We start from the raw sequence: 23,315 nt of genomic DNA, 5'->3' as shown, positions 1-23,315 counted from the left end.
GCCGGATAGCAGATTCAACAAGAATAGATCAACATGGATAAATGCTCTAGGCATGGGCAGGATACGCCGTGCTTATTTAGAAGATAGTTATATTAATACTTTGTGCCTAAATGTGTAATCTGCGGATTGTCATAAATAATTCATCTGTTCATTGCGAAACAGACACAGTGCTGAACATAAAACCGGTCGGATTGCTTTGGCCACGACTTGCCATTCCCGCAAAAAGGAGATTCCGATGTTTTCACTCACTCGGCGCGGCGCGCTTGGTATCCTCGGCGCAACCGCAGGCAGCATGATGCTGCCGCGCTTTGCGATCGGTCAGGGCGCGCGCCCGTCCGTCACCATCGCGGTGCAGAAGATCACCAATAACAACACGCTCGACATATGGAACGAGCAATCCAATGTGGGCGAGCGGGTGTTCTTCCCCAATTTCTGGGAAGGGCTGATCCTGCGCAACTGGATGGGCAACCAAGGCCCGGTTCCCGGCCTCGCGACCGAGTGGAAACGGATCGACGATAAGACCGTCGAGCTCAAGCTGCGCCAGGGCGTGAAGTTCCACAATGGCGACGAGCTGACCGCCGATGACGTGGTGTTCAGCTTCTCGGCCCAGCGCGTTTTCGGCGACACGCAGCCGGTCGGCGGCAAGACGATCTTCGAGGACGACCACAAACCCGCAACGCCAAAGGAACTGCCTGCCACGATACCCGGCATCGGCCGCCGGCTGTGGCCCCGGCTCGCCGGCGTCGAGGCGGTGGACAAACACACGGTGCGTTTCCACAACGCGACCTCGGATGTGACGCTGGAGGGCCGCCTCTATGCCTTCGGCAGCCAGATCGCCAACCGCCGTGCCTGGGACGAGGCGGCGAACTATGTCGACTGGGCGCGCAAGCCGGTCACCACCGGCCCCTATTCGGTCGGCGAGTTCAAGCCGGACGTGTCGCTTACTCTCGTGGCCTTCGACGACTATTGGGGCGGTCGCCCGCCACTCGAGCAGATCCGTTTTGTCGAGGTTCCGGAGGTCGCCTCGCGCGTCAACGGGCTTCTGTCTGGCGAGTATGATTTTGCCTGTGACCTGCCGCCCGACCAGATTCCCGCCGTTCAGGGCGCCCCCGGCTTCGAGGTGCAGGGCTCGACGATCCTCAATCACAGGGTTTCGGTGTTCAACACCCAGAATCCGATACTCGAAAACCCGCTGGTGCGCCGCGCCATGACCCATTCCATCGACCGCCAGGCGATCATTGAAGCGCTATGGGCAGGCCAGACGACGATTCCGGCCGGGCTACAGTTCCCCTTCTATGACGAGATGTTCGTGCAGGGCTGGAAGGTGCCGGATTATAACCCCGATCTGGCGCGCGAGCTGCTGAAGCAGGCCAACTACAAGGGCGACGCGATCCCCTTCCGGCTCCTCGACAATTACTACACGAACCAGACTGCGAACGGCCAGATCATGGTCGAGATGTGGAACCAGGTCGGCCTCAACGTGCAGATCGAGATGAAGGAAAACTGGGCACAGATCCACGACCCGGCCGGCGTGAAAGGCGTGCGCGACTGGTCAGCCGGATGCGCTTTCAACGATCCTGTTGGCGGCATCGTCAACCAGTACGGCCCGAATGGTGAAGTCCAGCAGAAGAAGGATTGGACCAATCCCGAGGCCAATCAGATGGCCGCGATCTTGGAAACCGGCACCGACCACGCCGCCCGCAAGAAGGCCTTCGCCCGCATGCTGGAAATCTGCGAGCGGGAGGATCCGGTCTATCAGATCCTTCACCAGAATGCGGTGTTCACCGGTATGAAGTCATCGCTGAAGTGGAAGGCCGCCCCCGCCTTCGCCATGGATTTCCGCTCCACCAACTGGGCAAGCTGACCAGTAGCCACAAACCGGCTCCGGCAGGGAAACGCCCGCCGGAGCTTTTTCTTTTCACGATGTCCTTCGGGCGGACGGAGCGGAAGCGGATGGCGATGACAGCTGCAACGGCCAATCTGGTGGAACTGCGCAACCTGAAAGTCGCCTTCGACGGCGTTCAGGTGCTGCACGGCATCGATCTCGATGTCGCACGCGGTGAGGCGCTCGGCCTCGTCGGGGAATCAGGATGCGGCAAGTCAGTGACATGGCTGGCGGCGCTCGGCCTGTTGCCCGGCAAGGCAAGCGTGACCGGCTCCGTGCGCCTCGAGGGACGCGAGCTATGCGGCAGCCCGCGCAGCACGTTGGAGCAGGTGCGGGGCGGGCGGATTGCCATGATCTTCCAGGATCCGTCGAGCTCGCTCAACCCGGTCCTGTCGATCGGCCGCCAGATCACCGAGGCGCTGGCCATTCATCGGGGGCTACGGGGCGAGGCAGCGAAGACCGAGGCGCTGAGGCTGATGGACATGGTCGGCATTCCCGATGCCCGCCGCCGCTTCGATCTCTACACACATGAATTTTCCGGCGGACAATGCCAGCGCCTGATGATCGCCATGGCGCTGGCGGGTGAACCGGACCTGTTGATCGCGGACGAGCCGACCACCGCGCTCGATGCGACCATCCAGGCCCAGATACTCGATCTCCTGATCCGGCTGCAGGCCGAAACCGGCATGGCGCTGGTGTTCATCAGCCATGATCTCGGCGCGGTGTCGCAGGTCTGCGAACGCGTTTGCGTGATGTATGCGGGCCGCATCGTAGAGGAGGGTTCGGTCGCGCAGCTGTTTTCCAGTCCTCGCCATCCTTATACACGCGGCCTGTTCGACGCGATCCCGCGCATCGACGGTCTCCGAAAACGGCTGATCCCGATACCGGGCACGGTGCCGAACCCGAAGACGCTGCCAAGGGGCTGTGCCTTTGCGCCGCGCTGCTCGCGCGTCACCGCTTTCTGCGAAACGTCGCCACCCCTCCTGATGCCGCAAAAGGACGGCCGCAAGCTCGCCTGCGCGCACCCGATCGAGCTTGCGGTAACCGGCAAGGCCGAACGCAAAGTCCCCGAAGATCTGCTGCAATGACGCCGCTGATCGAAGCAAAGGAGCTGGTGCGCATTTACGCGCTCAGGCACGGACCCTTCTCCCGCCCCAGTTTTGTTCGCGCCGTGGAGGATATCTCGCTGTCGGTATTCCCCGGCGAAACGCTGGGCATTGTCGGGGAGTCTGGCTCCGGAAAGTCGACGCTCGGACGAATGCTGCTCGGCATCGATCCGGCCCAGGGCGGCGAGGTGCGCTTCGAAGGGCAGCCGATGCCGAGGCTTGGCACGCCGGAATGGCGGGCGCTGCGCGCCAAAATGCAGCTTGTCTATCAGGACCCGCTGGCAGCACTCGATCGCCGGCAGACGATCGCGACCCAGATCGGCGAACCGCTGGACATTCATCGCTTCGGGCCCAGGGAAAGCCGCGCCGGTCGCGTTGAGGAGCTAATGGCGGCCGTCGGCCTGCGCCCCGACCAGGCCGGCAGCTATCCGCACGAGCTTTCCGGCGGGCAGCGCCAGCGGGCGGTGATCGCGCGGGCCCTGGCCGCCCGGCCCAAGCTCCTGGTGTGCGACGAGCCGGTCTCCGCGCTTGACGTGTCGATCCAGGCGCAGGTGGTGAATATGTTGAGCGACCTGCAGGAAGAGAACGGCATCGCCATGATCTTCATCAGCCATGACCTGAAGGTCGTGCGCAACCTGGCCGACCGTGTCGCCGTCATGTATCTCGGCAGGATCGTGGAGGAAGCCTCCTCCGACGTGATTTTCCAGTCGCCCCGGCATCCCTACACCAAGGCGCTGGTTTCCAGCATGCCGGTCCCCGGCAAGAAGCTGGAGGGACGCGTCATCCTCCAAGGCGAGCCGCCCAATCCGGCCGCACGTCCGTCTGGCTGCGCCTTCCATCCCCGCTGTCCCGTCGCGCGCGACATCTGCCGCACCAGCACGCCGGCGCTGCGCCAGATCGAGAAGGGGCGCACCGCCGCCTGCCATGTCGTGGCGGACAACACCGCGATCGCCGCCTGATGGAGCCCGCATGATCCGTTTCGTTCTCGTGCGCGTTATGAGGGCCGTCATCACCATCCTTGCGGTGATGACCTTCGCCTTCGTCGTGCTGCGCATGTCGGGGGACCCGGCCGAGGTGATGCTGGGGCCGGACGTGCCGCAAAATGTCATCGAGGCGTTCCGCAAGTCGTGGGGTCTCGACCAGCCGCTCTGGATTCAATATCTGGCTTACCTCAAGTCGATCTTCACCGGCGATTTCGGCGTGTCGATGCGCGACAAGGCGCCCGCGCTGCAACTGGTGCTGGAGCGCGTGCCGGCCACGCTGCAACTGACCGTTCCGGCGCTCATCCTGAAGCTGCTGATCGGAATTCCGGCAGGCGTCTATGCGGCGCTGCACCGCCAGAGCTTCGCCGATCGCGGCGTGATCCTGCTGGCGATCCTCGGCTTTACCATCCCCTCCTTTGTCATGGGCCTGCTGCTGGTGCTGATCTTTTCGGTGACGCTGGGCGCGTTGCCTTCCGGCGGTCAGGAGACATGGGTGCACGGCATCCTGCCGACGCTCACCATGAGCGTGGGCGGCGTAGGCATACTCGCCCGTTTCTCGCGCAGCGCCATGATCGAGGTGATGGGGCAACCCTATATCCGCACAGCTTCCGCCAAGGGGCTGAAATGGCGCGACGTGGTGTGGGGCCATGCGCTGCCCAACGCAGCCGTGCCGATCGTGACCATCGTCGGCTTCATGGTCGGCTCGCTGATCGCCGGCGCGGTGGTGGTTGAATCGATCTTCTCCTGGCCGGGCATCGGCAGGCTGCTGATTGTCTCGGTCAGCAATCGCGACCTTGCTGTCGTCCAGTGCATCCTGCTCATCGTCGCGGCCACCATGGTGGTGTCGAACCTCGTCGTCGACCTGCTCTACGGCTGGCTCGACCCGCGCCTGCGCTCGCCCGCGAGCCATTGAGGAGAACCGGCATGGCTTCGATCTATCCGGCGACCACACAGCCAAACGCGAGGCAAAGGGCTGGTTTCCTGTCGTCCATTCGCCGCAACCTGCCGCTGAGCGTCGGTCTCGGAATCCTGTGGCTGGTCGCCATGGTGCTGGTTGCCATATTTGCCGACCGCATCCGCCCCTATGGGATCACGCAGATGGATCTCACCAGCCGGCTTTCGCCCCCCGGCATGCTGAAGCACTTGCTGGGCACCGACGAGCTGGGCCGCGACGTGCTTTCGCGCCTCATCCAGTCGATCCGCCTTTCACTCGTCATCGCCTTCGGGGCGACGCTTCTTTCGGCCGTGTTCGGCACGGCGCTCGGCTTCGCCGCCGCGCAGTTTCGCGGTTTGGTCGAGCATCTGGTGCTGGCGCTGGCCGACTTCCAGGCGGCCCTGCCGTTTCTCATCATGTCGCTGGCGGTGCTGGCGTTCTTCGGCTCCTCCATGGTGCTGCTGGTCTGCCTGATGGGTTTTTACGGCTGGGAGCGCTATGCGCGCATCGCGCGCGGTCTCGCGATCTCGGCGGGCGCGCAGGGCTATGCGGCCTCGGTGGTGCAGCTCGGCGCCACGCCGGCGCGGGTTTACCTGCGCCACATCCTGCCCAATGTCGCCTCGACGCTGATCGTTTCGATGACGCTGACCTTTCCCGAGATCATCCTGATGGAAAGCGGGCTGTCCTTCCTCGGCCTTGGCGTCCAGCCGCCGGCGACCAGCCTCGGCAATATGGTCGGCTTCGGCCGCGAATATCTCACCCGCGCGCCGTGGATCATGCTGGCGCCGGCCGCCGTCATCATGCTCACCACGCTGTCCATCTCGCTGGTTGGAGACTGGCTGCGCGACAGGCTCGATCCCACGGTGCGGTGAGATGTCGATCAGTTCTAGGAGACTTCCATGACTTTGATCACTGGCATGACTTTGATCACTGGCATGACTTTGATCACCGGCCATCGCGGCGCCCGCAATCTGTGGCCCGAGAACTCGCTTGCCGGCTTCCGCAACACGCTGAAGCTCGGTGTCGATGCCATCGAATTCGACGTCCATCTGGCCGAGTCGGGCGAGCTCGTGGTGATCCATGACGCGACGCTGGAACGCACGACGGAAGGCTTCGGGCCGGTGCGCATGCTGACGCCGCAGGCGCGGGTAGGCACGAGACTAACAGGCACGGAGGAAGCCATCCCAACACTGGCGGACGTGCTGGCCGCGCTTTCTTCTAGGGCCGGGCCGGACCTGCATGTCGAGATCAAGACCGACGAAACCGGCACGCCCTGTCCCGACATTGCCCGGCGCGTCACCGAGGAGCTTCGACGCTTCGGCGTGGAGGATAGGACGCATCTGACGTCCTTCGACATTTCCGTCCTGGAAGACTGCCGGCGCCACGCGCCGCAGGTCGCGCGTCTCGTCTCCGTCAATGCGGACTGGGCTGAAAGACAGGGTGGCCTGGCGGCATTCCTTGCTCGGGTCGACGGCCTCGTGGACATCATCGCCATCCATCACGAGCTGATGGAGGCGCAATGGGACCTGGTTCGCGCCGCGCTGCCGCTCGACCGGCTTTGCGTGTGGACGGTGAACGAGGAGGCGACGATCCGCCACTGGCTGGGACGGCGGATCGGCCGCCTGACATCGGACCGCCCGGACCTCGCCATCGCCTTGCGCTCCGCCGTGGTGACGGCAGCGCCGCTCGAAACCAACCGGGCCTGATCACGCCGATCGGCCGCATAACGACAATGCCAATCTGGCCCAACCTGGAGACAAAGCAAATGAGCAATCTTATCGCAACCGGCTTCAACGCGCAGTCTCGCGACGGCGAGTTGGATAGCCTCGAAGCCGATCTTCGCCGGCTCGAAAATATCGGCGTCGACACCGTCGAGCTTGCGCTCACCAGCATCGATCTCATCGCGGGCGGCCGCATCATTAGGGAAAGAGCGGACAGGCTCGTCGCGTTGACGGCCAAGTTTTCCTTCCGCTACACGGTTCATGGCCTCGTCTCCTCCAACTTCATGGACCCTGCGACTTGCACGTACCAGCTGCAGGCTGCCAAGGCGCTGGTCGAGATCTGCGACCGGATCGGCGCCCGTATCCTCGTCCAGCATGGCGGTTTCCTGCGCGCCGACCAGCCTCTCTTGCGCGCGGATGCGGACCGGCGCGAGCGCGAGGCTCTGTCCGAACTGGCGGAATTCGCCAAGCCTTACGGCGTGCGCATCGCGCTGGAGAACATCTTCACCGCGGAACCGGGGCAATACCGGCAAACGCCAGCGGAGGTGGCCGAGACCGTCAAGGCCGTCAACCATCCCAATCTGGTCGCGCTGATCGACTTCAGTCATGCCTATCTCGAAGCGACCTATCGCGGACTGAACTTCCGCGAGCAGATCCGCGCCATGGCGCCAGTGGCCGGGCATCTGCATGTCCACGATTCCTTCGGCCGCCCACAGGGTTTTTACAAGCCCTATTTCCTACAGGAAGCGACGGCGCTGGGCCTCGGCGACCTGCACATGCCGCTCGGCTGGGGCGACATCGCCTGGGAGGAGATTTTCAGCGAGCTGGCGTTCCTGCCGGGAACGGTGCTGATGATGGAGATCGGCGAACGCTACCGCAGCGAGCAGCCAGCCAGCCTCGAACGCGCGACACGCCTAATGGCGCTGAACGGCACGCGCAGTTCCATGGCTGCCGAATGACAGGCCATTGGATTTTGGCCTGAAGGACATTGCAACGGTCGAGACTGTCTGGGTATCGTTGGCATAGTTCGAATTGGGGAGCAGCCGGCCGGATCGGCCGGCCGCACTGCCGCTTAAGGTTCGTGTTGGCGACGCAACCAACTGATGGAGAAGATATGCGGCAAGCGCTGATCGTGTGGGGCGGCTGGGACGGACACGAGCCGGAAGAGGGTGCGCGCGTCGTCAAGGCGATGCTCGAAGAGGAGGGGTTTGGCGTGCGCGTCGAAACCACGACGGAGATATTCGCCGACCCCGCGATCGCCGATTTGAGCCTGATCGTCCCGATCTACACAATGGCCAAGCTTGCGAAGAACGAGGAGCTCAACCTGACAAAAGCAGTCGAGGGCGGTGTCGGCCTTGGCGGCTATCACGGCGGCATGTGCGATGCATTTCGCGAAGCCACGGAATACCAGTTCATGTGCGGCGGCCAGTGGGTGGCCCACCCGGGCAACATCATCGACTACCGGATCGACATCTCCAGGCGCGACGATCCCATCATGAACGGCATCGATGATTTTTCGTACCGCTCGGAGCAGTACTACATGCATGTGGATCCGTCGAACGAGGTGCTGGCGACAACCACCTTCTCCGGCGAGCACGCATCCTGGATCGAAGGCGTGGTCATGCCGGTCGTCTGGAAGCGCCGGCACGGCAAGGGAAGGGTGTTCTATTCGGCGCTCGGCCATGCCGCCAAGGAGTTCGCGGTGCCGCAGATGCGAACGATATTTCGTCGCGGCCTGGTGTGGGCGGCGCGCTGAGAGCGCTTGCCGGAGCACGCACCGTCGTTTCATCGGGCAATGCGGCGCAGGGCCAAGGCAGCGACAGCGGTGGCCGCTGCCAGAAGCGGCAGCCAGGCTTGCGGATCGCCCATGGCATGGAGCGTCAGGCCGCTGAGCAGCAGCCACAACAGCGGTATCGGAAACAGCAGCGGCACAGGCCCGCCGCTCGCTGCAAGCAGGACGCCGAGCGCCGCGATCGCCGTCGGGTCCGGCGCGATGCCGAAGATTTCGGCGCTCGCCCATGGCCGCCCGAAGAGCGGCGGCAGGAGCGGATAGACAACGATGCCAACGGCCATGATCAGCAGCCCGAGCCGACCCGTCATGTCCCGCCTGTCGAAGGCGAGGCTGCCGCGTGCGGCACCGCCGATTACCAGCAGCAGCGCCTGCAGGCCGAAGGCCGGCGCGACATAGGCGATCGCCCAGTTGATCACGGCATAGCGGCTCCACAGGAAGGACCAGCCGACGAGGGCAAAGAGCACGGCAAGGATGAGTGCGATCCAGAGACCATGGCGACGCGGCCGCCGCAGCACGAGCAGGGCAATGGCAAGACCGGCGGCGAGTGCCAGGAGATGCAGCGGCCAGAAGGCTGCATTGTGCAACTCGAACATGCGCCAGTAGACGCGCGGCGAGAAGAGCAGGAAATCTTCCAGCCGGTAGGTCCACCATTCCGACATCTAAGCAGGTTCCGCAAAAGTGTCCCACGGTTTTGCGACAAGAACCTGCGACAAACAACAGAATCTAAGCAGGCATTCGTGAGCCAGCCCACGAATGCCTGCTTAGAGGTCCCGGATGTAGGCCGCCATCCGCTCGCGCATGGCCGCGTCGGGGAAGGGACCGGTCGCGGCCATCACGTTCTCGCGCACATGGTCGACGCGGGTCGTGGCGGGGATGGCGACGGTGACGGAGGGATGCGCAAGGATGAACTTCAAGATGAACTGCGCCCAGGATCCGGCGCCGATCTCGGCCGCCCAGTCCGGCAGTGTCTCGCCTTCGAGCTGGCGCGTCAGCGCGCCTTGCTGAAACGGCCGGTTGACGATGACGGCCATGCCGCGCTCGGCCGCCAGCGGCAGGAGCCGTTCCTCCGCCTCACGGTCGACGACGTTGTAGGTGAGCTGCACGACGTCGAGCCGATGCGCGCGCATGATTTGTTCGAACAGGTCGTGCCGCCGTCCTTCGGATGTCGTGATGCCGACATAGCGGATGCGCCCGTCCGCCTTCATGGCGAACAGGGTTTCGAGATGCGCCTCCCAGCCGACGAGATTATGGACCTGCATGAGGTCGAAGCGCGGCACACCCCAGAAGCGGCGCGACTGCTCGATCTGCGCGGCTCCGTCGGCGGCGGAAGTCCAGACCTTCTCGGCGGAAAACAGCGCTTTGGGCCGGCCGAGCTTCTCGAGGCCATAGCCGATCACCGGCTGCGAGGAGCCGTACATCGGCGAGGAATCGATCATGCGGCCGCCTGCCTCGAAGAAGGCCGCGATCACCTCGGCGCATTCGTCGCGCAGCACCGGATCGTCGCCGACATTGAAGGTGATCCAGGTGCCCAGCCCAACTGCGGGAAGCATCTCTCCCGAGGAGGGCACAGCCCGCATCAGCGGCGCAGGCGCGCCGGGCGCGGTTCCCGGCAACACGAAGGCCGCTCCGGAAGCGGCGGCAGTCTTCACGAATGTCCTGCGGGTGATAATCATCATCTGCCATCCCTATACTCCTGACCACAAAAATGGTTCCGGGCGACCGGCCTTCGCAAGGCCGATCTGGGGGCGATCGGCGGGGAGCCGGCCGGTCTCAAGAGCGGTTCAGCTTTTGATAGAACCGCCCAACCGCTGTAAGTTTGTCACTCGCTCTGCAACCAGCCCGATTACCTGGAGGTAGCCCCTGTCCTGACCTGACGGTGCTGGCGGGCATAGGCCACGCAGGCGTCTACCGTGCTGACGCAGAGCGCATCGCGGTTGTTCGGCGTATTGTTGTCGCCGGCGTAGGCAACCTCGGCAACACGGCCATCGACCATTCGAAGTTGTGTGTTGCAATAGCCGCCAGGATTGACATTGAGGGATCCTCCAACCGTCGGGATCGCACCCACCGCCAAGGTTGGAATCACGACGATGAGATTGCCGCGTTGAACGGTACGCTGATAGGTCCAGATCTGACCTGATCCGCCCGCATCAGCGGTGGCACTCGGAAAGCCGGCGCACATTCGAACATCAGCCTCGCTGAGACCGATCATCTCTTTGCGGGCTGCCGCTGTCGTTGCGTCCTCCTTCGCGATGGTCGACGTATCGTCAGGGGCGACGCAGGAGGACACGATAGAACTGCCGGCCAAGAGAACAAGAAGGACAGGCTTTCGGATGCTGGAAAATATCATACCGACTGTGATGAATTGCGCCGACCCGAGACCCTAGTTAGGCAAGCAGACAATCGAGTCAACCTGCACAACTTCACGATGTCGTTGACGTGCCGCTCAGCGCAGTGGCTGCACTGACGGGATCTGCTGCCGGCGGTCGCGGCGTCGCCTGAGCATCTTCGACGTTGGGCGGTCGCCAGCGCGCCCTGCCGATCAAACGCTTTCGAGATAGGTCTCGAGCTCGAAATCGCTGACATTGAGCGCGAACGTATTCAGCTCCTGCCGTTTGCAGGCGATGAAGGAGTCGCGCAGGATGGCCGGAAATATCTCCGCAATATGCGCCCCGCTCTCGAAGCTGGCGATCGCCGAGGCCCAGTCAGGCGGCAGCTTCGCCGGCTGACGTCCTTGCCCGTCTCTGCCCGTCGGATCGTCAGGCGACAATTGCCTTTCGATGCCGATGAGTGCGGCGCCCAAGATAGCCGCAAGGACGAGGTACGGGTTGGCGTCCGCGCCGGCGACGCGATGCTCGATCCGGCGTGCGCTCGCCGGCCCGCCGGGGATTCGGATCGCGATCATGCGGTTCTCGTAGCCCCAGGCAACCGCGTTCGGCGCATAGGATCCAGGACGCAGCCTGCGGTAGGAATTGAAGTGCGGTGCAAAAACCAGCGTGCTTTCGGCCATGGCGGCGAGCAGACCGCCGACGGCATGGCGCATGATGTCCGACCCCTGGTCGCTGCCGTTGTCGAAGACGTTGCGGCCTTCGGCGTCGGTCAGGCTGAAATGGACGTGAAAACCGTTGCCGGCACGGTCACCATAGGGCTTGGCCATGAAGCAGGCGGCAAAGCCGTGCTTACGGGCGATGCCCTTGACGGTGCGCTTGAACAGCACGGCATCGTCGGCGGCGCGCAAGGCGTCCGCGACATGGTTCAGATTGATCTCGAACTGGCCGACACCGTTTTCGGCGATCGCGGTGTCGACGGGAATGCCTTGCATGCGGCAGGCGTCGCAGACGTCGTGGATGAAGGCTTCGAAGTCGTCAATCTCGTCGATCGACAGGGCCGCATCGGAATCGAGACGGCGACCGGTCACCGGCGAGACAGGCCCGATCGGCCGCTGCGATTGTGGGTCGACCAGGTAGAATTCCAGTTCCGTAGCAGTGACCGGGGTCAGGCCCAGAGCCTTGTAGCGGTCGAGGATACGAGCCAGCGCCCGCCGCGGATCACCGAGAAACGGCGCGCCGTTCTCATCGGCAAGCCAGAGCGGAACGAGTGCTGTCGGATATGCCGTCCAGTTCACCGGCACGATGCCGCGTCCCGTCCACTGGCAAAGGCCGTCGGCGTCGCCGTTGCCGAAAACCAGCGTGTTGTTCTCGATATCCTCGCCCCAGATGTCGAGCCCAACCAGCGAATAAGGCATGCGCAGCTTGCCCTCCAGCGCCTTGCGTGCCTGCTCGACGGGTATGCGCTTGCCGCGCATGATGCCGTTGAGGTCGCACACCGCAGCCCGAAGGCTATGGATGTCGTCCCTGCTTTCAAGCCAATTCAGAACGTCCGTGATTGCATCGCCCAATTTCAACCCCTGGTTCCGAAAGGTGCCGCGGCCCTGATCGGTTACGATATCTCTTATAGATAGCTTGTGAGTTTATGAAAACCGCTCTGGCTGCCACCAGAGGATTTTGCTTATTTTTTCAATTCACTAGCTGGGATATCGGGTGGCATTTCAGGACCAATTGCGCGATTTGCGATCGCAATATAGTGGTAAGGTTGGGGAAAGCCAAGCGGATTTGAGCCGGGCTATTGGCGGCTCGGCAAGGAGCGGGAATAGGCCGAGCCGGCCTTCGCGCCGGGACATGAAAGAACAGGAGCGGGCGGTTGCGAAGACACCGTTCGCCGCCACGCAGCAGTCAGAGGGATGAGCCAAAATGACAAATACGCCGTCGCACCGCGCGGAGATCGACCTGTCGAACTGGAGGACAAGGCCCTATTCGGCCTGGTCGTTCCAGAACGCGGCGGAACTGGTGCCGTCCGCCACGATCCGCAGCGCGCGCCAGCCGGAAACGCCGACACTCGACCTCGGGCGGCTGTCCGACCTTGTGGTTGCCGACGTTGCCGGCAAGCCGCGTCCATTGCCGGATTTCCTGCTTGAAAGCGACACCGACAATTTCGTGGTGATGCGCGGCGGAAATCTCGTGGCCGAGTGGCATGCCCCGACAAGCGATCCGGCAAAGCCGCATCTGGTGTTTTCGGTGTCCAAATCCATCACCGGCCTTCTGGCGGGAATCCTGATCGGCCACGGGATGCTCTCGCTGGACGACCGCTTGGCAAAGCACCTGCCCGAAGCCGCCGGATCGGCCTATGGCGACGCCACGTTACGCGATCTCCTCAACATGCAGATCAGCATCGATTTCGACGAAGCCTATCTGAGCAGAGACGGCGCTTTCGATCGTTACAGGCGGGCGATGCTGTGGAATCCGGACAAGGCGGACGATCCCGCGCCCGATCTCAAGACTTTCCTGTGCACCTTGCCGAAGGCCGCACATCCGCACGGCACGCGGCACGCCTACCGGTCACCCAATGTCGACATGGCGGCCATCATCCTCGAGCAGGCATCGGGCGAACGCTTCGCCGAATTGCTGAGCCGGCTCCTGTGGCAGCCGATGGGCGCCCATTCCGACGCGCAGATAACCGTCGATCGGGCCGGCAATCCGCGCGCCTCGGGCGGCATCTCGATGACCGCGCGCGATCTCGCCCGCGTCGGTGAGCTGGTTCGCACCGGTGGCGGCGGCATCGTTCCGGCAGACTGGATCGCCAGCCTCTGGGCCGGCGGCGACCGCGCCATCTGGGCCGCCGGCGACCAGGGCTATGCCTATCCGGGCGGAAGCTACCGCAATTATTGGTACGACACCGGCACGGGTGCGCTCGCCGCCTTGGGCATCCATGGCCAGTGGCTCTGGATCGATCCGGCGACACAAACCGTCATTGTCAGGCAGTCCTCGGAACCCGACCCGGTCAACGACCGGATGGATCAGACGGTCGTCGCGGTGATGAAGGCAGTTTCCGCTGCCTCGTGACGGCCTCGATAGTCAGTTCCGGGTTTCCGGAAACTTGACGTGCTGCAAAAGATGCGTCGCGCCGTCGTTTATGTCGCGCACGATGGCGGCCCGTGCGCGTGGCCCGTCCTGGACCTCGATCGCGGCGACGGCTTCCTCGTGGTAATCGATCTCGAGAATGGCGGCGAGATTGTCCTCGAAACCGGTGGTCAGGTTCCTGAGAAACGGACCGACCTGCATCCACACCGTCTCGATCAGGAAGATCATCTGCTCATTGCCGCAGTGGCGATAGATCCAGAACTTGAAGTTGTAGTTCTTGCGCAGGTAATCGTCGATGTCGCCCTTGCGGGCTGCCAGGGTCAGCTCCGTGCAGTGGCGACGGATCGCTCGCAGATTGTTGCCATTGATCAGCTTTGCGGCAAGCTCGGTCGCGGAGCCTTCGAGGATCGTTCGCACCTCGGTCAGCTGCGAGAACCTTTCGGCCGAGATGACCGGCACCTCCATGCTGCCGTTCGGCATCGGGCTCAGCGCACGCAGCGCCTGCAGCCGCATGAAGGCGCTGCGCACCGGCATGTCGCTGGTGCCCAGTTCCTTGGCGAGCTTGCGCGAGGTCAGCTTCTGGCCGGGCGCAAACTGGCCCGACATCAATGCCCTGACGAGTTCGAGATAGACTTTCTCATGCAGGGGCACGGTGTCGACGGCGGTCAACCCGAAAAGCGTTTTATCGGCCATTGGCGGTGCGCTACTTCATTCGTTCTGAAATCTACGCAGCTGGCTACATCTGCCGCTAGAAATGATGGCTGGCCGAACGCGGCATGAAGGCCGAAGTCAGCGTTTTTTCAAGCACATGATAGACGCTGCAACCGCAACGCTGCAAGCCGCGTCGTCGCCGCCTTCCCGGTTGCGCCCAGCAAATGCCGCGCCGACACAAAGCCGGCCGGACAACAGCTCATGCCTGCTCCAGGAGCGCTCGGCGTTACGCGATGTAAAATGCGTACTTTCCCGGTGTCCCAGATAAATAAATGCTTTTCAGTCACACAAAATGATGAAACAATAAAATTGAGACTGGGGAAAATTCGATGCGCAACGTCAGCGGACATGGCAAGCGCCTGTCCTATTACGATTTCGGCCACACGACGGTGTACGCCTCCCGCTTCGACCAGCGCTTCCCCTATTGCGCCTATGTGCCCGACGACTATGACGAGGACGGCGACAAGACATATCCGCTAGCGGTGATCGTGCATGGCACCGAACGCGGCATGCTCGCCTACCGCGATGCCTTTGCCGACTTCGCCGAGCAGAACGGCGTGATCGTGCACGCCCCGCTCTTCCCGGCGAATATCTGTTTTCCGGGCGACCTTTCCTCCTACAAGATGCTGCGCGAGGGCGACCTCCACTACGATGCCGTGATGCTCGACATGGTCGAGGAAATGCGGGAGCGCTACCGCATCCGCGGCGACCGCGTGCTGATGTACGGCTTCTCCGGCGGCGGCCATTTCACCCATCGTTTCCTGTTCCTCCATCCCGAACGCCTGCTGGCTGCATCGATCGGCGCGCCAGGCGTCGTGACCCTGCTCGACTTCGATCAGGATTTCTGGGTCGGGGTGCGCGACTTCGAGAAAGTGTTCGGCAAGAAGGTCGACCTCGACGCCATGCGCAAGGTCGCCGTGCAGATGGTGATCGGCGGTGACGATCTCGAAACCTGGGAGATCACCATCAAGCCGGACGATGCCTGGTGGATGCCCGGCGCCGATCTCGCCGGCGCGACCCGCAACGACCGGATCAGGTCGTTGAAGGGCAGCCTGGAGAGACACGGCGTCGAGGTGCAGCTGGATGTCGTGCCCGGCATCACCCACGACGACCGCGAGCTCATCGCCAAGGTCAAGGACTTCTTTGCGCGGGCATTGAATGGGGTTGCCGCGCCCGCCTGAAAAACTGCAGTCAACAAAACTGGAGATAAAAATGGGAACAAGATCGGGAATGGGAAGACGATTGATCCGGGTGCTGGCGGCAATCGCCATGATGGCGTGTGCGCTGCCGGCGATGGCGCAGGAGCAGCCGAAAACCGGCGGCACGCTCAAGGTTCGTATCAACGCCGACATCCGCGCCACCGACGGTCTTAATCGCGACGCGAACACCGACACGGTGCTGCACCAGATCTTCGAGACGCTGGTGGCCTACCGCGCCGATCTCACGGTCGGCCCGGCACTGGCCGAATCCTGGAAAGTGTCGGACGACGGCAAGACCTATGCCTTCACGCTGCGCGACGGCGCGGCTTTCCACAATGGCGACGCCGTGACCTCATCCGACGTCAAATGGAACTGGGACCGCCGCATGCATGCGGCCAACGAGTGGTTCTGCATTCCGTTCTTCGACGGCAGCCAGGGGCTCAAGGTCGATGAGGTGGCGACGCCTGATCCACGCACCGTTGTCTTCACGCTCAACGCGCCGAATGCGCTCTTTCTCGCGCAGCTCGCCAATGTCCAGTGCAATGGCTGGGTCGCCAGCCCGAAGAATGTCGGCACCGACGGCAAGTGGATCGCCGACAGCGCCATCGGCAGTGGCCCCTTCAAACTGAAGGAATGGGTCAAGGGCCAGTATGTCACGCTCGAACGCTTTGCCGATTACAAGCCGGTGAAGGAGGCGCCGAGCGGCTTTGCCGGCAGCCGTGAGGCCTATGTCGACGAGGTGCGCTTCATGGTCATTCCCGACACGGCGGCATCGGAAACCGCGCTGTTCGCCGGCGAGCTCGACGTTCTGCCCGATCTTGAATCATCGCGTGTCGAGGAAGCCAAGTCGCGGGGCATGACGGTGCTGTCGACGCAAGGCCTGTCGTGGACGGCGATCCTGCTGCAGACCAAGGATCCGCTGCTGTCGAACGTCAAGATACGCGAGGCGCTGGCGCATGCCGCCGACATCAACCAGATCGCCGCCGCTCGCACCAACGGTGTCGCCGCCGGTGACCCCTCTGCCGTCGCCCAGGCGAGCTCATTCTTCGACGGGGATTTTCTCAAATGGCCGGAATACGACCCGGTCAAGGCCAAGGCGCTGCTAGACGAGGCCGGCTACAAGGGCGAGCCGATCAAGATCCAGACCAACACGCGCTACCAGGGCATGTATGAAAACGCCGTGCTGCTGCAGGCGATGCTGACGGCCGCGGGCTTCAATGCGCAGCTCGAAGTGCTGGATTGGGCGGCACAGCTCGACAATTACCTTGCCGGCAAGTTCCAGATCCAGTCCTTCGGCTATTCGGCGCGTCTCGATCCGTCACTGATGTATGGCGTCATCCTCGGCGACAAGGCGACCGATCCGACAGCGCAGTGGGACAGCAAGGAGGCCCTCGACCTCTACACGAAGTCGATGGCCACGACCGACCCCGCGCAACGCAAGGCGCTGTTCAAGCAGCTCCATGCCCTCATGGCAAAGGATGTGCCAATCCTTGGCCTCTATTACGAGCCATCCGTCGACGCCGTGTCGCCGAAGGTGAAAGGCTATTCAGTATGGCCCGCGGCAAACCCCCGCGCATGGGGTGTCTGGAAAAGCGAATAGGAGCTGGCGGTTGCCTGTTGCTCGAAAGGTCGGAGGCGTGTGGCCTCCGATCTATTGTTTGAGCTACCTGGTGGTGAAAACCTGACGCTTGGTACCGGGGCCGTAAACCCGCTCAGGGCGGGAAGGAGACCTAAACTCACCAGCTCTCCCATGGCGCGTTTGCGCCAGGAGCGATCGTTCGACAGCGATCCGAGCAGCAATGGCCGTTCTGCGTGGCCGAAGTGTCTCTGACCTTTAGTACGAGGTGACGGTTGACCGTGGAGGTCTGTGACCTAGCTTTGTGACCTAACTTAAAGCTCAAGCGGACCGCCCACAGGCACGGCAATGCCAAATCATCTTGCCGAAATTTACGCAAACAACGCAGATCTCGTTATCCTGGGCGGGATAGCAACACTTGCCTCGGTGGGCCTCTATCTTATGCTCCGGCGTATCCGTCGCCTCACATCAGATGAGAGCGAAGGCGAATCTGATCCCCCCGAGGAGGCATCTTGGGATTGGGAAAGCCCGGTCGACCTTGCAACCGAGCCTGCTTCTTCTTCTCAGGTTGCCGTGCCCTCAGACACGGCAGACCTGGATGATCGGCATCACGATGCCACTTACCTTCGGTTCGGGGTGCGAATCGAGTATTTCGACGTGATCTCCGAAGCTTACGAGAGCTCGTCTGTGGCCCAGACCAACGCTTTCGCTTCCGCGACGAACATGCCGCAATCCGGCCGCCTTGCGACATCGGTCAGAGAAATCGCTGGCTATGTTCGTAGGCAGGTGGCTGCTAATCTTGCCAACGTAAGTAGTCCAGTATTGAGGGCCCTGAGCCGTATGCCGACACAACTCGCCGCGGCGGAACGTGGGGAGCGAATTTGCGGGTCAGCATGGGACCAATTGGGTCATAAGGTTTCGCCGCGCAAAGTTGCTCAGTTGGCCAATCCGGCGCATCGCGGTTTGAATGTCACAGCTCAAAGGGGAGGGTTCAGCCTGGATCCCGAGCCGACCATCGTAACGGCCACCCCTCCTCGCGTTGGCAAGCCAATCGGTCTTGTGCCCCGCTTGGGCGTCGCCGCAATCTGTCTGGCCGTGCCGCTTAGCTATGCGATGACGAGACAAAACTGGGTCGAAAGCGCCCCCGCCATTTCGCGGGCCCAAGGCACGAGTGTCGACTTGCTCAGCCCGGATCTCACGGCTGCCCGGCTGCAAGTCGGGGCAGCCGGTGGTCAGGCAGCCGCTGCAGGGGAATTGGGCGGCCAGGAGCACCGGGTGGCGGAAAGCGAACGCGCCAGGAGCGCTGCTCTACAGGGAGCACTCCTCGAGTCGCGCAAGCAGATCGATGCGCTGAGGACAAGCATCGCAGCCTCCGACAACGCACACGAGGAGCGATTGCGCAACGAGCTCGCGGCAGCCCGCACACTTGACGCATTGCGGCGCATAGCGGGAGATGCCCGCACAATGCTGCGCGAGGCCACCAACTATGTCTTTACGGAGATGCCCGCTGCTCATCTGGAGCGTCAGCGAGCCGAATGGCGGGCGCGCGATCTGTCGCGAGCGCGGGCGAAAATTGAACAGCTTGAGGCCGAGGCGGCCGAGAATCGCGCCAAGGCCAAGGCTTCGCTGGCGCAAGCGAGCGGAATGCTCGACGACGAACGCCGGAAGTCAGAGAACCTTGGTGGCGATCTCGCCGAAGTGAAACTGTCCAATGCCGCGCTCAAGGAGCGCGCGGACGCGGCTGAGCAGGAACGGACCGGTGCAGTCACAGCGAGAGAACGAGTGGAGCAGACCGCGGCCCAGACGGAGGGCGCGCTGGCTCGAGAACGCGCTGCAGCAGCGTCGATTCGTGAGGAGCTAAAAAAAGCTCGCCTTGAGCGCGACGCGTCTGAACAGGAACGAGCAAGAGCGGTGTCAGCGAGAGAGCGTGCCGAGCAGACTGCAACCGAGACGGCACAGGCTCTGGCACGAGAACGTGCTGCAACAGCGTCGACGCGTGACGAGCTGGAAAAAGCTCGCCTCGAGCGCGTCGCGGCTGAACAGGAACGAGCCAGAGCAGTCTCAGCGACAGAGCGTGCAGAGCAGACTGCAACCGAGACGGCGCAAGCGCTGGCACGAGAACGCGCTGCAGCAGCCTCGACCCATGAGGATCTCGATAAGGTTCGCCTCGAACGCGCCGCCGCTCGAGCACTTTTGGTACGGGTCACCAGGCTGAACGAGGCTCTGGACAAGCAACGTGAAGACAATGTTTCTCTTGCCCGCGACCTGGCTGCGGCGCGCGCGGACAATGACAGGCTCAGGGCTGAGCGTCGCAGCGCGCAGATTGAGCGGCCGCCGAAGCCGCGCGCTGGCCGCGCAGCAGCCGCTGCCGGCGGGTTGAAGGCTGTCAGCCAGAAGACTGCACGCAGCAAGGTTCGCAACCCGTCGCGGATTGCCCGGGTGCGTTCTCTCACACTTCCCTATTCCCTCAGGCCAAGACACGTGACCTTGGAGTGATTTCCAAAACGAATGTGCATCCTCCTATCGAAGGCCCAGGGCCTTTGGGAGGCGTTGCCTCGCACCCTCTCACGACGCCGCGGATGGATCACCCTTCGAATTCATCCTGCTCTCGTCGGCGGGGAGTTCTGCGCGATACGCTATGTCAGCCCGATCACCCTGCCTGTCGCGTTCAATTCGCATTTGATCGGCGCCTGCCGCGTCTCCACGTTGCCTTGCCGTCCATAGTCGATGCTGACCTCAACGGGAGCCGAGATCGTATCCGGGCTCAACCGACGTATGGAACCTGCGCTGTTGACGCGCACACTGGTCGCGCCAAACGGGGCGGCGGCCGACTCGATTGCATCATGGCAGGCGCGAACGACTTCATCCGGGACGCCCGGCAGCGCCTTGATTGGACGGACCGTCGATGGACTGTTGCTGGCGCTGAGAGGCTGGAGGTTGGCCGGGAGGTCGAGCGACCGTCCGGCCCCTGCGGACCGGGCGACACTGACGGCAGTGGCTGCCGGAGTGGCCGGCACTGCCGCCGTTGCGGCGGTGCTGGTTCCATCGTCGTCCACCGGTGAACTACTGCTGGAGCCGCTGGGCTTGGCGCCAGGCCCTTTGTGCGAGCCGCCTTTGCGGCCTTCACCGTGATGGCTGCCAGCGCTATTGCCTCCGCCACCATGGTTGCCAGCGCTATTGCCTTCGCCGCGCTCGCCGCCGGCAGCAGCTCCTACGCAAGCTACCGCGATCGAGCAAACGAATGCGAAATATGCCCAGCTGGATTCAGGGGATTGACGCACGACCACCTCCATAAAGTGCGTCGGTCGAACCGTCTTTCCGCGGCATGCAGTCAGGACGGCGCGACCGCCGCCGCCCTCAGGCAAACTCGCGACTAAGGCGCCCACGGAGCTAAACTAGGGGATGAATCCGGTGTATCAAGGACGCGGTGCGTAGTGGCCGGCATCAGCAGCGAGTTCGGCAAACAACGCATACTCCGCATAGCCGCCATCAAACTTACGGCCCATCTCACCCATCAGCCGCCGCAACGTGCCGCCGTCCAACACCGAAAGCTGGATAAAGATCAGGCTTCGTTCAAGGTGACCCGGTCGCCCATCCTGACTTTGCCCGGCTGCATGACCCGACAGAGCGCGCCGAAGCCGCCTTCACCATGGCGCGCTATGGTTTGCAGCACTGCCGGTTCGAAAGCGAGATCGCCTTGCGCAAGCGCGGTGAAGGTGCAGCGCGCGCAGGATTCCGAAATCATGATCCGCGCCTCGCCGATCGAAAGCACTTTTCCGATGATCTGCTGCTCGACGAAACCATCCCGCGAAGCGTCGGTCTCGATCACGATGTTGGGCCGGAACCGCCTGGTATCCACTTGCGAGGGATCCGCAAGCAGGCCGGCGAGCCTGTTCGTCGAGGCTGACGTGACGATGTGGATGTCGGCGCGCTGATAGCGTGGCGCGATATGATCCTGGGCCTCCGAGCCGAAGGGGACGTGCGGGTGCAGCGCCGCCGGGAAATCGAGGAAGGCCGAAACCAGCTCGCCTGCGCGGCTGGAGCCGACATCGATCCAGGAGCCATCGTCCAATCCGATTTCCGGCCGGTCGCCCTTCAGCCTTGCAAGAAGGTTGGGCAGCGGCCGCCAATGCTTTCGCTTCTCCGGCGCGGCAACAATTCCGTCGCGCCGGTCGACGATGCCCCAGATCCGGTCGCCCGGAATACCGCCTTCCGCAAGCTCCGTTCCGTCCAGCCGTTCACCGCCCATCGAACTGACGGGATATCGCCAGATTTCCTTGATATGGCCGAACGGTGTCATGGTGCGGAGACGAGCCGTGTCGCCGTCATTGCGCCACGGCCTTGCGGGCGCCCGCGCCATCGGCGAAACGGCGATCGATCAGCATCGCCGCATCGAGGAGGGCGCGCGTATAGGCGTGGCGCGGCCGGTCGAAGACGTCGTCGCGGTCGCCGAGCTCGACAATCTTTCCGTCCTGCATGACGGCGACCCGGTCGGCAACCTGCTCGACCGCACCCAGATCATGCGAGACGAAGAGGCAGGCGAAACCGTAGCGTTCCTGCAACGACCGGATCAGCAGCAGGATCTGTTTCTGCACCGTCATGTCCAGTGCCGAAACCGGCTCGTCGGCGACGACGAAGGCTGGTCGCCTGACGATCGCCCGCGCAATCGCGACGCGCTGGCGCTGGCCGCCCGACAGCTGATGCGGGAAACGCGTGAGAAGGTCGCGCGTCAGCCCCACTTCCTCGATGACCTCATCCATGCGCGCGGTCCGCCGCTTGCGGTCCAATTCGGGGTCGAGCTTCAACGGCTCGGTGACGATCTTAGCAATGGACTGGCGAGGGTCGAGCGAGGAATAGGGATCCTGGAAGACGATCTGCATGTCGCGACGCTGCTCACCCGCGTCAGCCGATCGATCACTTGCAATCGCCTTGCCAAGAAACGAAATCGTTCCACTGGCCGGCCTGACGAGGCCGACAATGGCACGCCCGAGCGTCGTCTTGCCGGAGCCCGACGCGCCGACCAGCGCCAGGGTTTCGCCGCGCCGGATGGTCAGATCGACGCCGTCGACGGCGCGCTTCGGTTCCGCGCGCGCAAACAGCCTCGGACGGCCCGGATAGTCGATGACGACGTTGCTGATCTCGACCAGGGGAGGGCCGTCGAGGGCTTTTCTCGACCCGCCGGCGCTGCGCTTGGGAAGCGCGTCGACCAACCGCCTTGTATAGTCGTGCTGCGGCGCGTGAAGGACCTGGGTGCTGCTTCCCTGTTCGACCGCCTTGCCTTCGCACATCACCGTCACGTTGTTCACATAATGCGACACCATGCCGAGGTCGTGGCTGATCAGCAGGACGGCGGTTCCATTCTCCCGCGTCAGCTCCACCATGAGGTCGAGCACGTCGCGCTGCACCAGCGTGTCGAGCGCCGTGGTCGGCTCGTCGGCAATCAGCAGGCGCGGTTTGAGCAGCATGACCGATGCGAGCATGATGCGCTGGCGCATGCCGCCCGAGAATTCGTGCGGATAGGCGGCAAGGCATTTGCCGGGATCCTTGATCTGGATTCTCTCCAGCATTGCCAGCGAGCGGTCCTTTATCTCGGCGCGCGACATGTCGCGATGCAGGCGAAGCCCTTCCGCCATCTGCTCGCCGATGGTGACAGCGGGATTGAGCGAGACCATTGGCTCCTGAAAAACCATGCCGATCTGCGCACCGCGTATCTGGCGCAGCGCCTTTGGGGCAAGGTTGGTGAGTTCCTGCCCGCCGAAGCGGATGCTGCTGTCCGGGGTCGTGACCAGCGGGGCAGGGAGCAGGTTCAAGATCGAGCGGGCCGCCATCGTCTTGCCCGAACCGGATTCGCCGACCAGCGCCAGCATGTCACCGGGCGCGAGATCGAAATTCAGCTCGTCGACGATCCGCTTTCCCGATGGCCCGACCGAGATCGACAGGTTGCGCACTGAAAGCATCGTGTTCTTGTCCCCGGTCGGCACGAGCATGTTTCCA

Annotated in this window: 20 protein-coding genes; 12 read left to right on the top strand and 8 right to left on the bottom strand. The window is 63.2% G+C overall.

The window, feature by feature from the left end:
• The first annotated feature begins 235 nt into the window (after positions 1–235).
• From RPG13_RS27240 to RPG13_RS27205, 8 genes are all read left to right on the top strand, one after another.
• Complete coding sequence (locus RPG13_RS27240; protein WP_292220311.1) at positions 236–1,864, top strand: ABC transporter substrate-binding protein; 1,629 nt, start codon at positions 236–238, stop codon at positions 1,862–1,864.
• A gap of 95 nt (positions 1,865–1,959) precedes the next feature.
• Positions 1,960–2,973 (top strand): ABC transporter ATP-binding protein, encoded by a 1,014-nt coding sequence (locus RPG13_RS27235; protein ID WP_292220309.1) that lies wholly within the window; start codon positions 1,960–1,962, stop codon positions 2,971–2,973.
• Complete coding sequence (locus RPG13_RS27230; RefSeq protein WP_292220307.1) at positions 2,970–3,950, top strand: ABC transporter ATP-binding protein; 981 nt, start codon at positions 2,970–2,972, stop codon at positions 3,948–3,950. Before RPG13_RS27235 ends, RPG13_RS27230 begins: the two co-directional genes overlap by 4 nt.
• Positions 3,951–3,960: 10 nt before the next feature.
• Complete coding sequence (locus RPG13_RS27225; RefSeq protein ID WP_127293135.1) at positions 3,961–4,887, top strand: ABC transporter permease; 927 nt, start codon at positions 3,961–3,963, stop codon at positions 4,885–4,887.
• Between the two features lie 11 nt (positions 4,888–4,898).
• Positions 4,899–5,780: an ABC transporter permease gene (locus tag RPG13_RS27220; RefSeq protein WP_127293133.1), complete on the top strand. Its 882-nt coding sequence runs from the start codon at positions 4,899–4,901 to the stop codon at positions 5,778–5,780.
• Between the two features lie 63 nt (positions 5,781–5,843).
• Positions 5,844–6,614 carry a glycerophosphodiester phosphodiesterase family protein gene (locus RPG13_RS27215; protein ID WP_337127062.1) on the top strand — a complete coding sequence of 257 codons (771 nt, stop codon included), beginning with the start codon at positions 5,844–5,846 and terminating at the stop codon, positions 6,612–6,614.
• A gap of 59 nt (positions 6,615–6,673) precedes the next feature.
• A complete protein-coding gene (locus RPG13_RS27210; protein ID WP_337126449.1) occupies positions 6,674–7,588 on the top strand; it encodes a TIM barrel protein in 915 nt (304 codons plus the stop codon).
• A 155-nt stretch (positions 7,589–7,743) separates the two neighbouring features.
• Positions 7,744–8,385, top strand: coding sequence for a ThuA domain-containing protein (locus RPG13_RS27205; protein ID WP_337126447.1), 642 nt, complete (start codon positions 7,744–7,746; stop codon positions 8,383–8,385).
• A 29-nt stretch (positions 8,386–8,414) separates the two neighbouring features.
• Here RPG13_RS27205 and RPG13_RS27200 read toward each other — a convergent pair whose 3' ends face one another.
• From RPG13_RS27200 to RPG13_RS27185, 4 genes are all read right to left on the bottom strand, one after another.
• Complete coding sequence (locus RPG13_RS27200; protein ID WP_126105507.1) at positions 8,415–9,080, bottom strand: DUF6064 family protein; 666 nt, start codon at positions 9,078–9,080, stop codon at positions 8,415–8,417.
• A gap of 102 nt (positions 9,081–9,182) precedes the next feature.
• Positions 9,183–10,094 carry an aldo/keto reductase gene (locus tag RPG13_RS27195; protein ID WP_442921397.1) on the bottom strand — a complete coding sequence of 304 codons (912 nt, stop codon included), beginning with the start codon at positions 10,092–10,094 and terminating at the stop codon, positions 9,183–9,185.
• Between the two features lie 170 nt (positions 10,095–10,264).
• Positions 10,265–10,630 carry a hypothetical protein gene (locus RPG13_RS27190; protein WP_337126446.1) on the bottom strand — a complete coding sequence of 122 codons (366 nt, stop codon included), beginning with the start codon at positions 10,628–10,630 and terminating at the stop codon, positions 10,265–10,267.
• Positions 10,631–10,960: 330 nt separating this feature from the next.
• A complete protein-coding gene (locus tag RPG13_RS27185) occupies positions 10,961–12,316 on the bottom strand; it encodes a glutamine synthetase family protein (protein ID WP_337126444.1) in 1,356 nt (451 codons plus the stop codon).
• A gap of 352 nt (positions 12,317–12,668) precedes the next feature.
• On the opposite strand from RPG13_RS27185, the gene RPG13_RS27180 reads away from it, so the two are divergent.
• On the top strand, positions 12,669–13,817 hold the full coding sequence (locus tag RPG13_RS27180; protein ID WP_337126442.1) for a serine hydrolase domain-containing protein: 1,149 nt from the start codon (positions 12,669–12,671) through the stop codon (positions 13,815–13,817).
• A gap of 12 nt (positions 13,818–13,829) precedes the next feature.
• On the opposite strand, the gene RPG13_RS27175 is transcribed toward RPG13_RS27180, so the two are convergent.
• Complete coding sequence (locus RPG13_RS27175; protein ID WP_337126441.1) at positions 13,830–14,528, bottom strand: GntR family transcriptional regulator; 699 nt, start codon at positions 14,526–14,528, stop codon at positions 13,830–13,832.
• 347 nt (positions 14,529–14,875) lie between these two features.
• On the opposite strand from RPG13_RS27175, the gene RPG13_RS27170 reads away from it, so the two are divergent.
• The 3 genes from RPG13_RS27170 (at position 14,876) to RPG13_RS27160 (ending at position 19,817) form a co-directional block, all read left to right on the top strand.
• Entirely contained in the window at positions 14,876–15,727 is an 852-nt protein-coding gene (locus tag RPG13_RS27170; RefSeq protein ID WP_337126440.1) for an alpha/beta hydrolase, read from the top strand.
• Positions 15,728–15,758: 31 nt separating this feature from the next.
• Entirely contained in the window at positions 15,759–17,345 is a 1,587-nt protein-coding gene (locus RPG13_RS27165; protein WP_337126439.1) for an ABC transporter substrate-binding protein, read from the top strand.
• A 324-nt stretch (positions 17,346–17,669) separates the two neighbouring features.
• Complete coding sequence (locus RPG13_RS27160; RefSeq protein ID WP_245467745.1) at positions 17,670–19,817, top strand: hypothetical protein; 2,148 nt, start codon at positions 17,670–17,672, stop codon at positions 19,815–19,817.
• Positions 19,818–19,957: 140 nt separating this feature from the next.
• Here the strand turns inward: RPG13_RS27160 and RPG13_RS27155 are convergent, their stop codons facing one another.
• The 3 genes from RPG13_RS27155 to RPG13_RS27145 all read right to left on the bottom strand — a co-directional run bounded on the left by RPG13_RS27155 (position 19,958) and on the right by RPG13_RS27145 (position 23,308).
• On the bottom strand, positions 19,958–20,377 hold the full coding sequence (locus tag RPG13_RS27155) for a hypothetical protein (RefSeq protein ID WP_337126438.1): 420 nt from the start codon (positions 20,375–20,377) through the stop codon (positions 19,958–19,960).
• A gap of 506 nt (positions 20,378–20,883) precedes the next feature.
• Entirely contained in the window at positions 20,884–21,681 is a 798-nt protein-coding gene (locus RPG13_RS27150; RefSeq protein WP_337126437.1) for an MOSC domain-containing protein, read from the bottom strand.
• Positions 21,647–23,308, bottom strand: coding sequence for an ABC transporter ATP-binding protein (locus tag RPG13_RS27145; protein ID WP_337126436.1), 1,662 nt, complete (start codon positions 23,306–23,308; stop codon positions 21,647–21,649). Before RPG13_RS27145 ends, RPG13_RS27150 begins: the two co-directional genes overlap by 35 nt.
• Positions 23,309–23,315: the final 7 nt, after the last annotated feature.

This window comes from Mesorhizobium sp. ISC15, from assembly GCF_037162615.1.
In the GTDB taxonomy this organism is placed as follows: Bacteria; Pseudomonadota; Alphaproteobacteria; order Rhizobiales; family Rhizobiaceae; genus Mesorhizobium; species Mesorhizobium mediterraneum.
Note: the sequence above shows the minus strand (reverse complement) of the source record. Positions and strands in the feature narration are given on the sequence as shown.

Excerpts from the sequence above, each read along its gene's own strand:
- RPG13_RS27210 (WP_337126449.1), top strand. The coding sequence starts at position 6,674 with ATGAGCAATCTTATCGCAACCGGCTTCAACGCGCAGTCTCGCGACGGC.
- RPG13_RS27200 (WP_126105507.1), bottom strand. The coding sequence starts at position 9,080 with ATGTCGGAATGGTGGACCTACCGGCTGGAAGATTTCCTGCTCTTCTCG.
- RPG13_RS27170 (WP_337126440.1), top strand. The coding sequence starts at position 14,876 with ATGCGCAACGTCAGCGGACATGGCAAGCGCCTGTCCTATTACGATTTC.
- RPG13_RS27160 (WP_245467745.1), top strand. The coding sequence starts at position 17,670 with ATGCCAAATCATCTTGCCGAAATTTACGCAAACAACGCAGATCTCGTT.
- RPG13_RS27225 (WP_127293135.1), top strand. The coding sequence starts at position 3,961 with ATGATCCGTTTCGTTCTCGTGCGCGTTATGAGGGCCGTCATCACCATC.
- RPG13_RS27235 (WP_292220309.1), top strand. The coding sequence starts at position 1,960 with ATGACAGCTGCAACGGCCAATCTGGTGGAACTGCGCAACCTGAAAGTC.
- RPG13_RS27175 (WP_337126441.1), bottom strand. The coding sequence starts at position 14,528 with ATGGCCGATAAAACGCTTTTCGGGTTGACCGCCGTCGACACCGTGCCC.
- RPG13_RS27165 (WP_337126439.1), top strand. The coding sequence starts at position 15,759 with ATGGGAACAAGATCGGGAATGGGAAGACGATTGATCCGGGTGCTGGCG.
- RPG13_RS27240 (WP_292220311.1), top strand. The coding sequence starts at position 236 with ATGTTTTCACTCACTCGGCGCGGCGCGCTTGGTATCCTCGGCGCAACC.
- RPG13_RS27190 (WP_337126446.1), bottom strand. The coding sequence starts at position 10,630 with ATGATCGGTCTCAGCGAGGCTGATGTTCGAATGTGCGCCGGCTTTCCG.
- RPG13_RS27215 (WP_337127062.1), top strand. The coding sequence starts at position 5,844 with ATGACTTTGATCACCGGCCATCGCGGCGCCCGCAATCTGTGGCCCGAG.
- RPG13_RS27205 (WP_337126447.1), top strand. The coding sequence starts at position 7,744 with ATGCGGCAAGCGCTGATCGTGTGGGGCGGCTGGGACGGACACGAGCCG.
- RPG13_RS27180 (WP_337126442.1), top strand. The coding sequence starts at position 12,669 with ATGACAAATACGCCGTCGCACCGCGCGGAGATCGACCTGTCGAACTGG.
- RPG13_RS27195 (WP_442921397.1), bottom strand. The coding sequence starts at position 10,094 with ATGATTATCACCCGCAGGACATTCGTGAAGACTGCCGCCGCTTCCGGA.
- RPG13_RS27230 (WP_292220307.1), top strand. The coding sequence starts at position 2,970 with ATGACGCCGCTGATCGAAGCAAAGGAGCTGGTGCGCATTTACGCGCTC.
- RPG13_RS27145 (WP_337126436.1), bottom strand. The coding sequence starts at position 23,308 with ATGCTCGTGCCGACCGGGGACAAGAACACGATGCTTTCAGTGCGCAAC.
- RPG13_RS27220 (WP_127293133.1), top strand. The coding sequence starts at position 4,899 with ATGGCTTCGATCTATCCGGCGACCACACAGCCAAACGCGAGGCAAAGG.
- RPG13_RS27150 (WP_337126437.1), bottom strand. The coding sequence starts at position 21,681 with ATGGCGCGGGCGCCCGCAAGGCCGTGGCGCAATGACGGCGACACGGCT.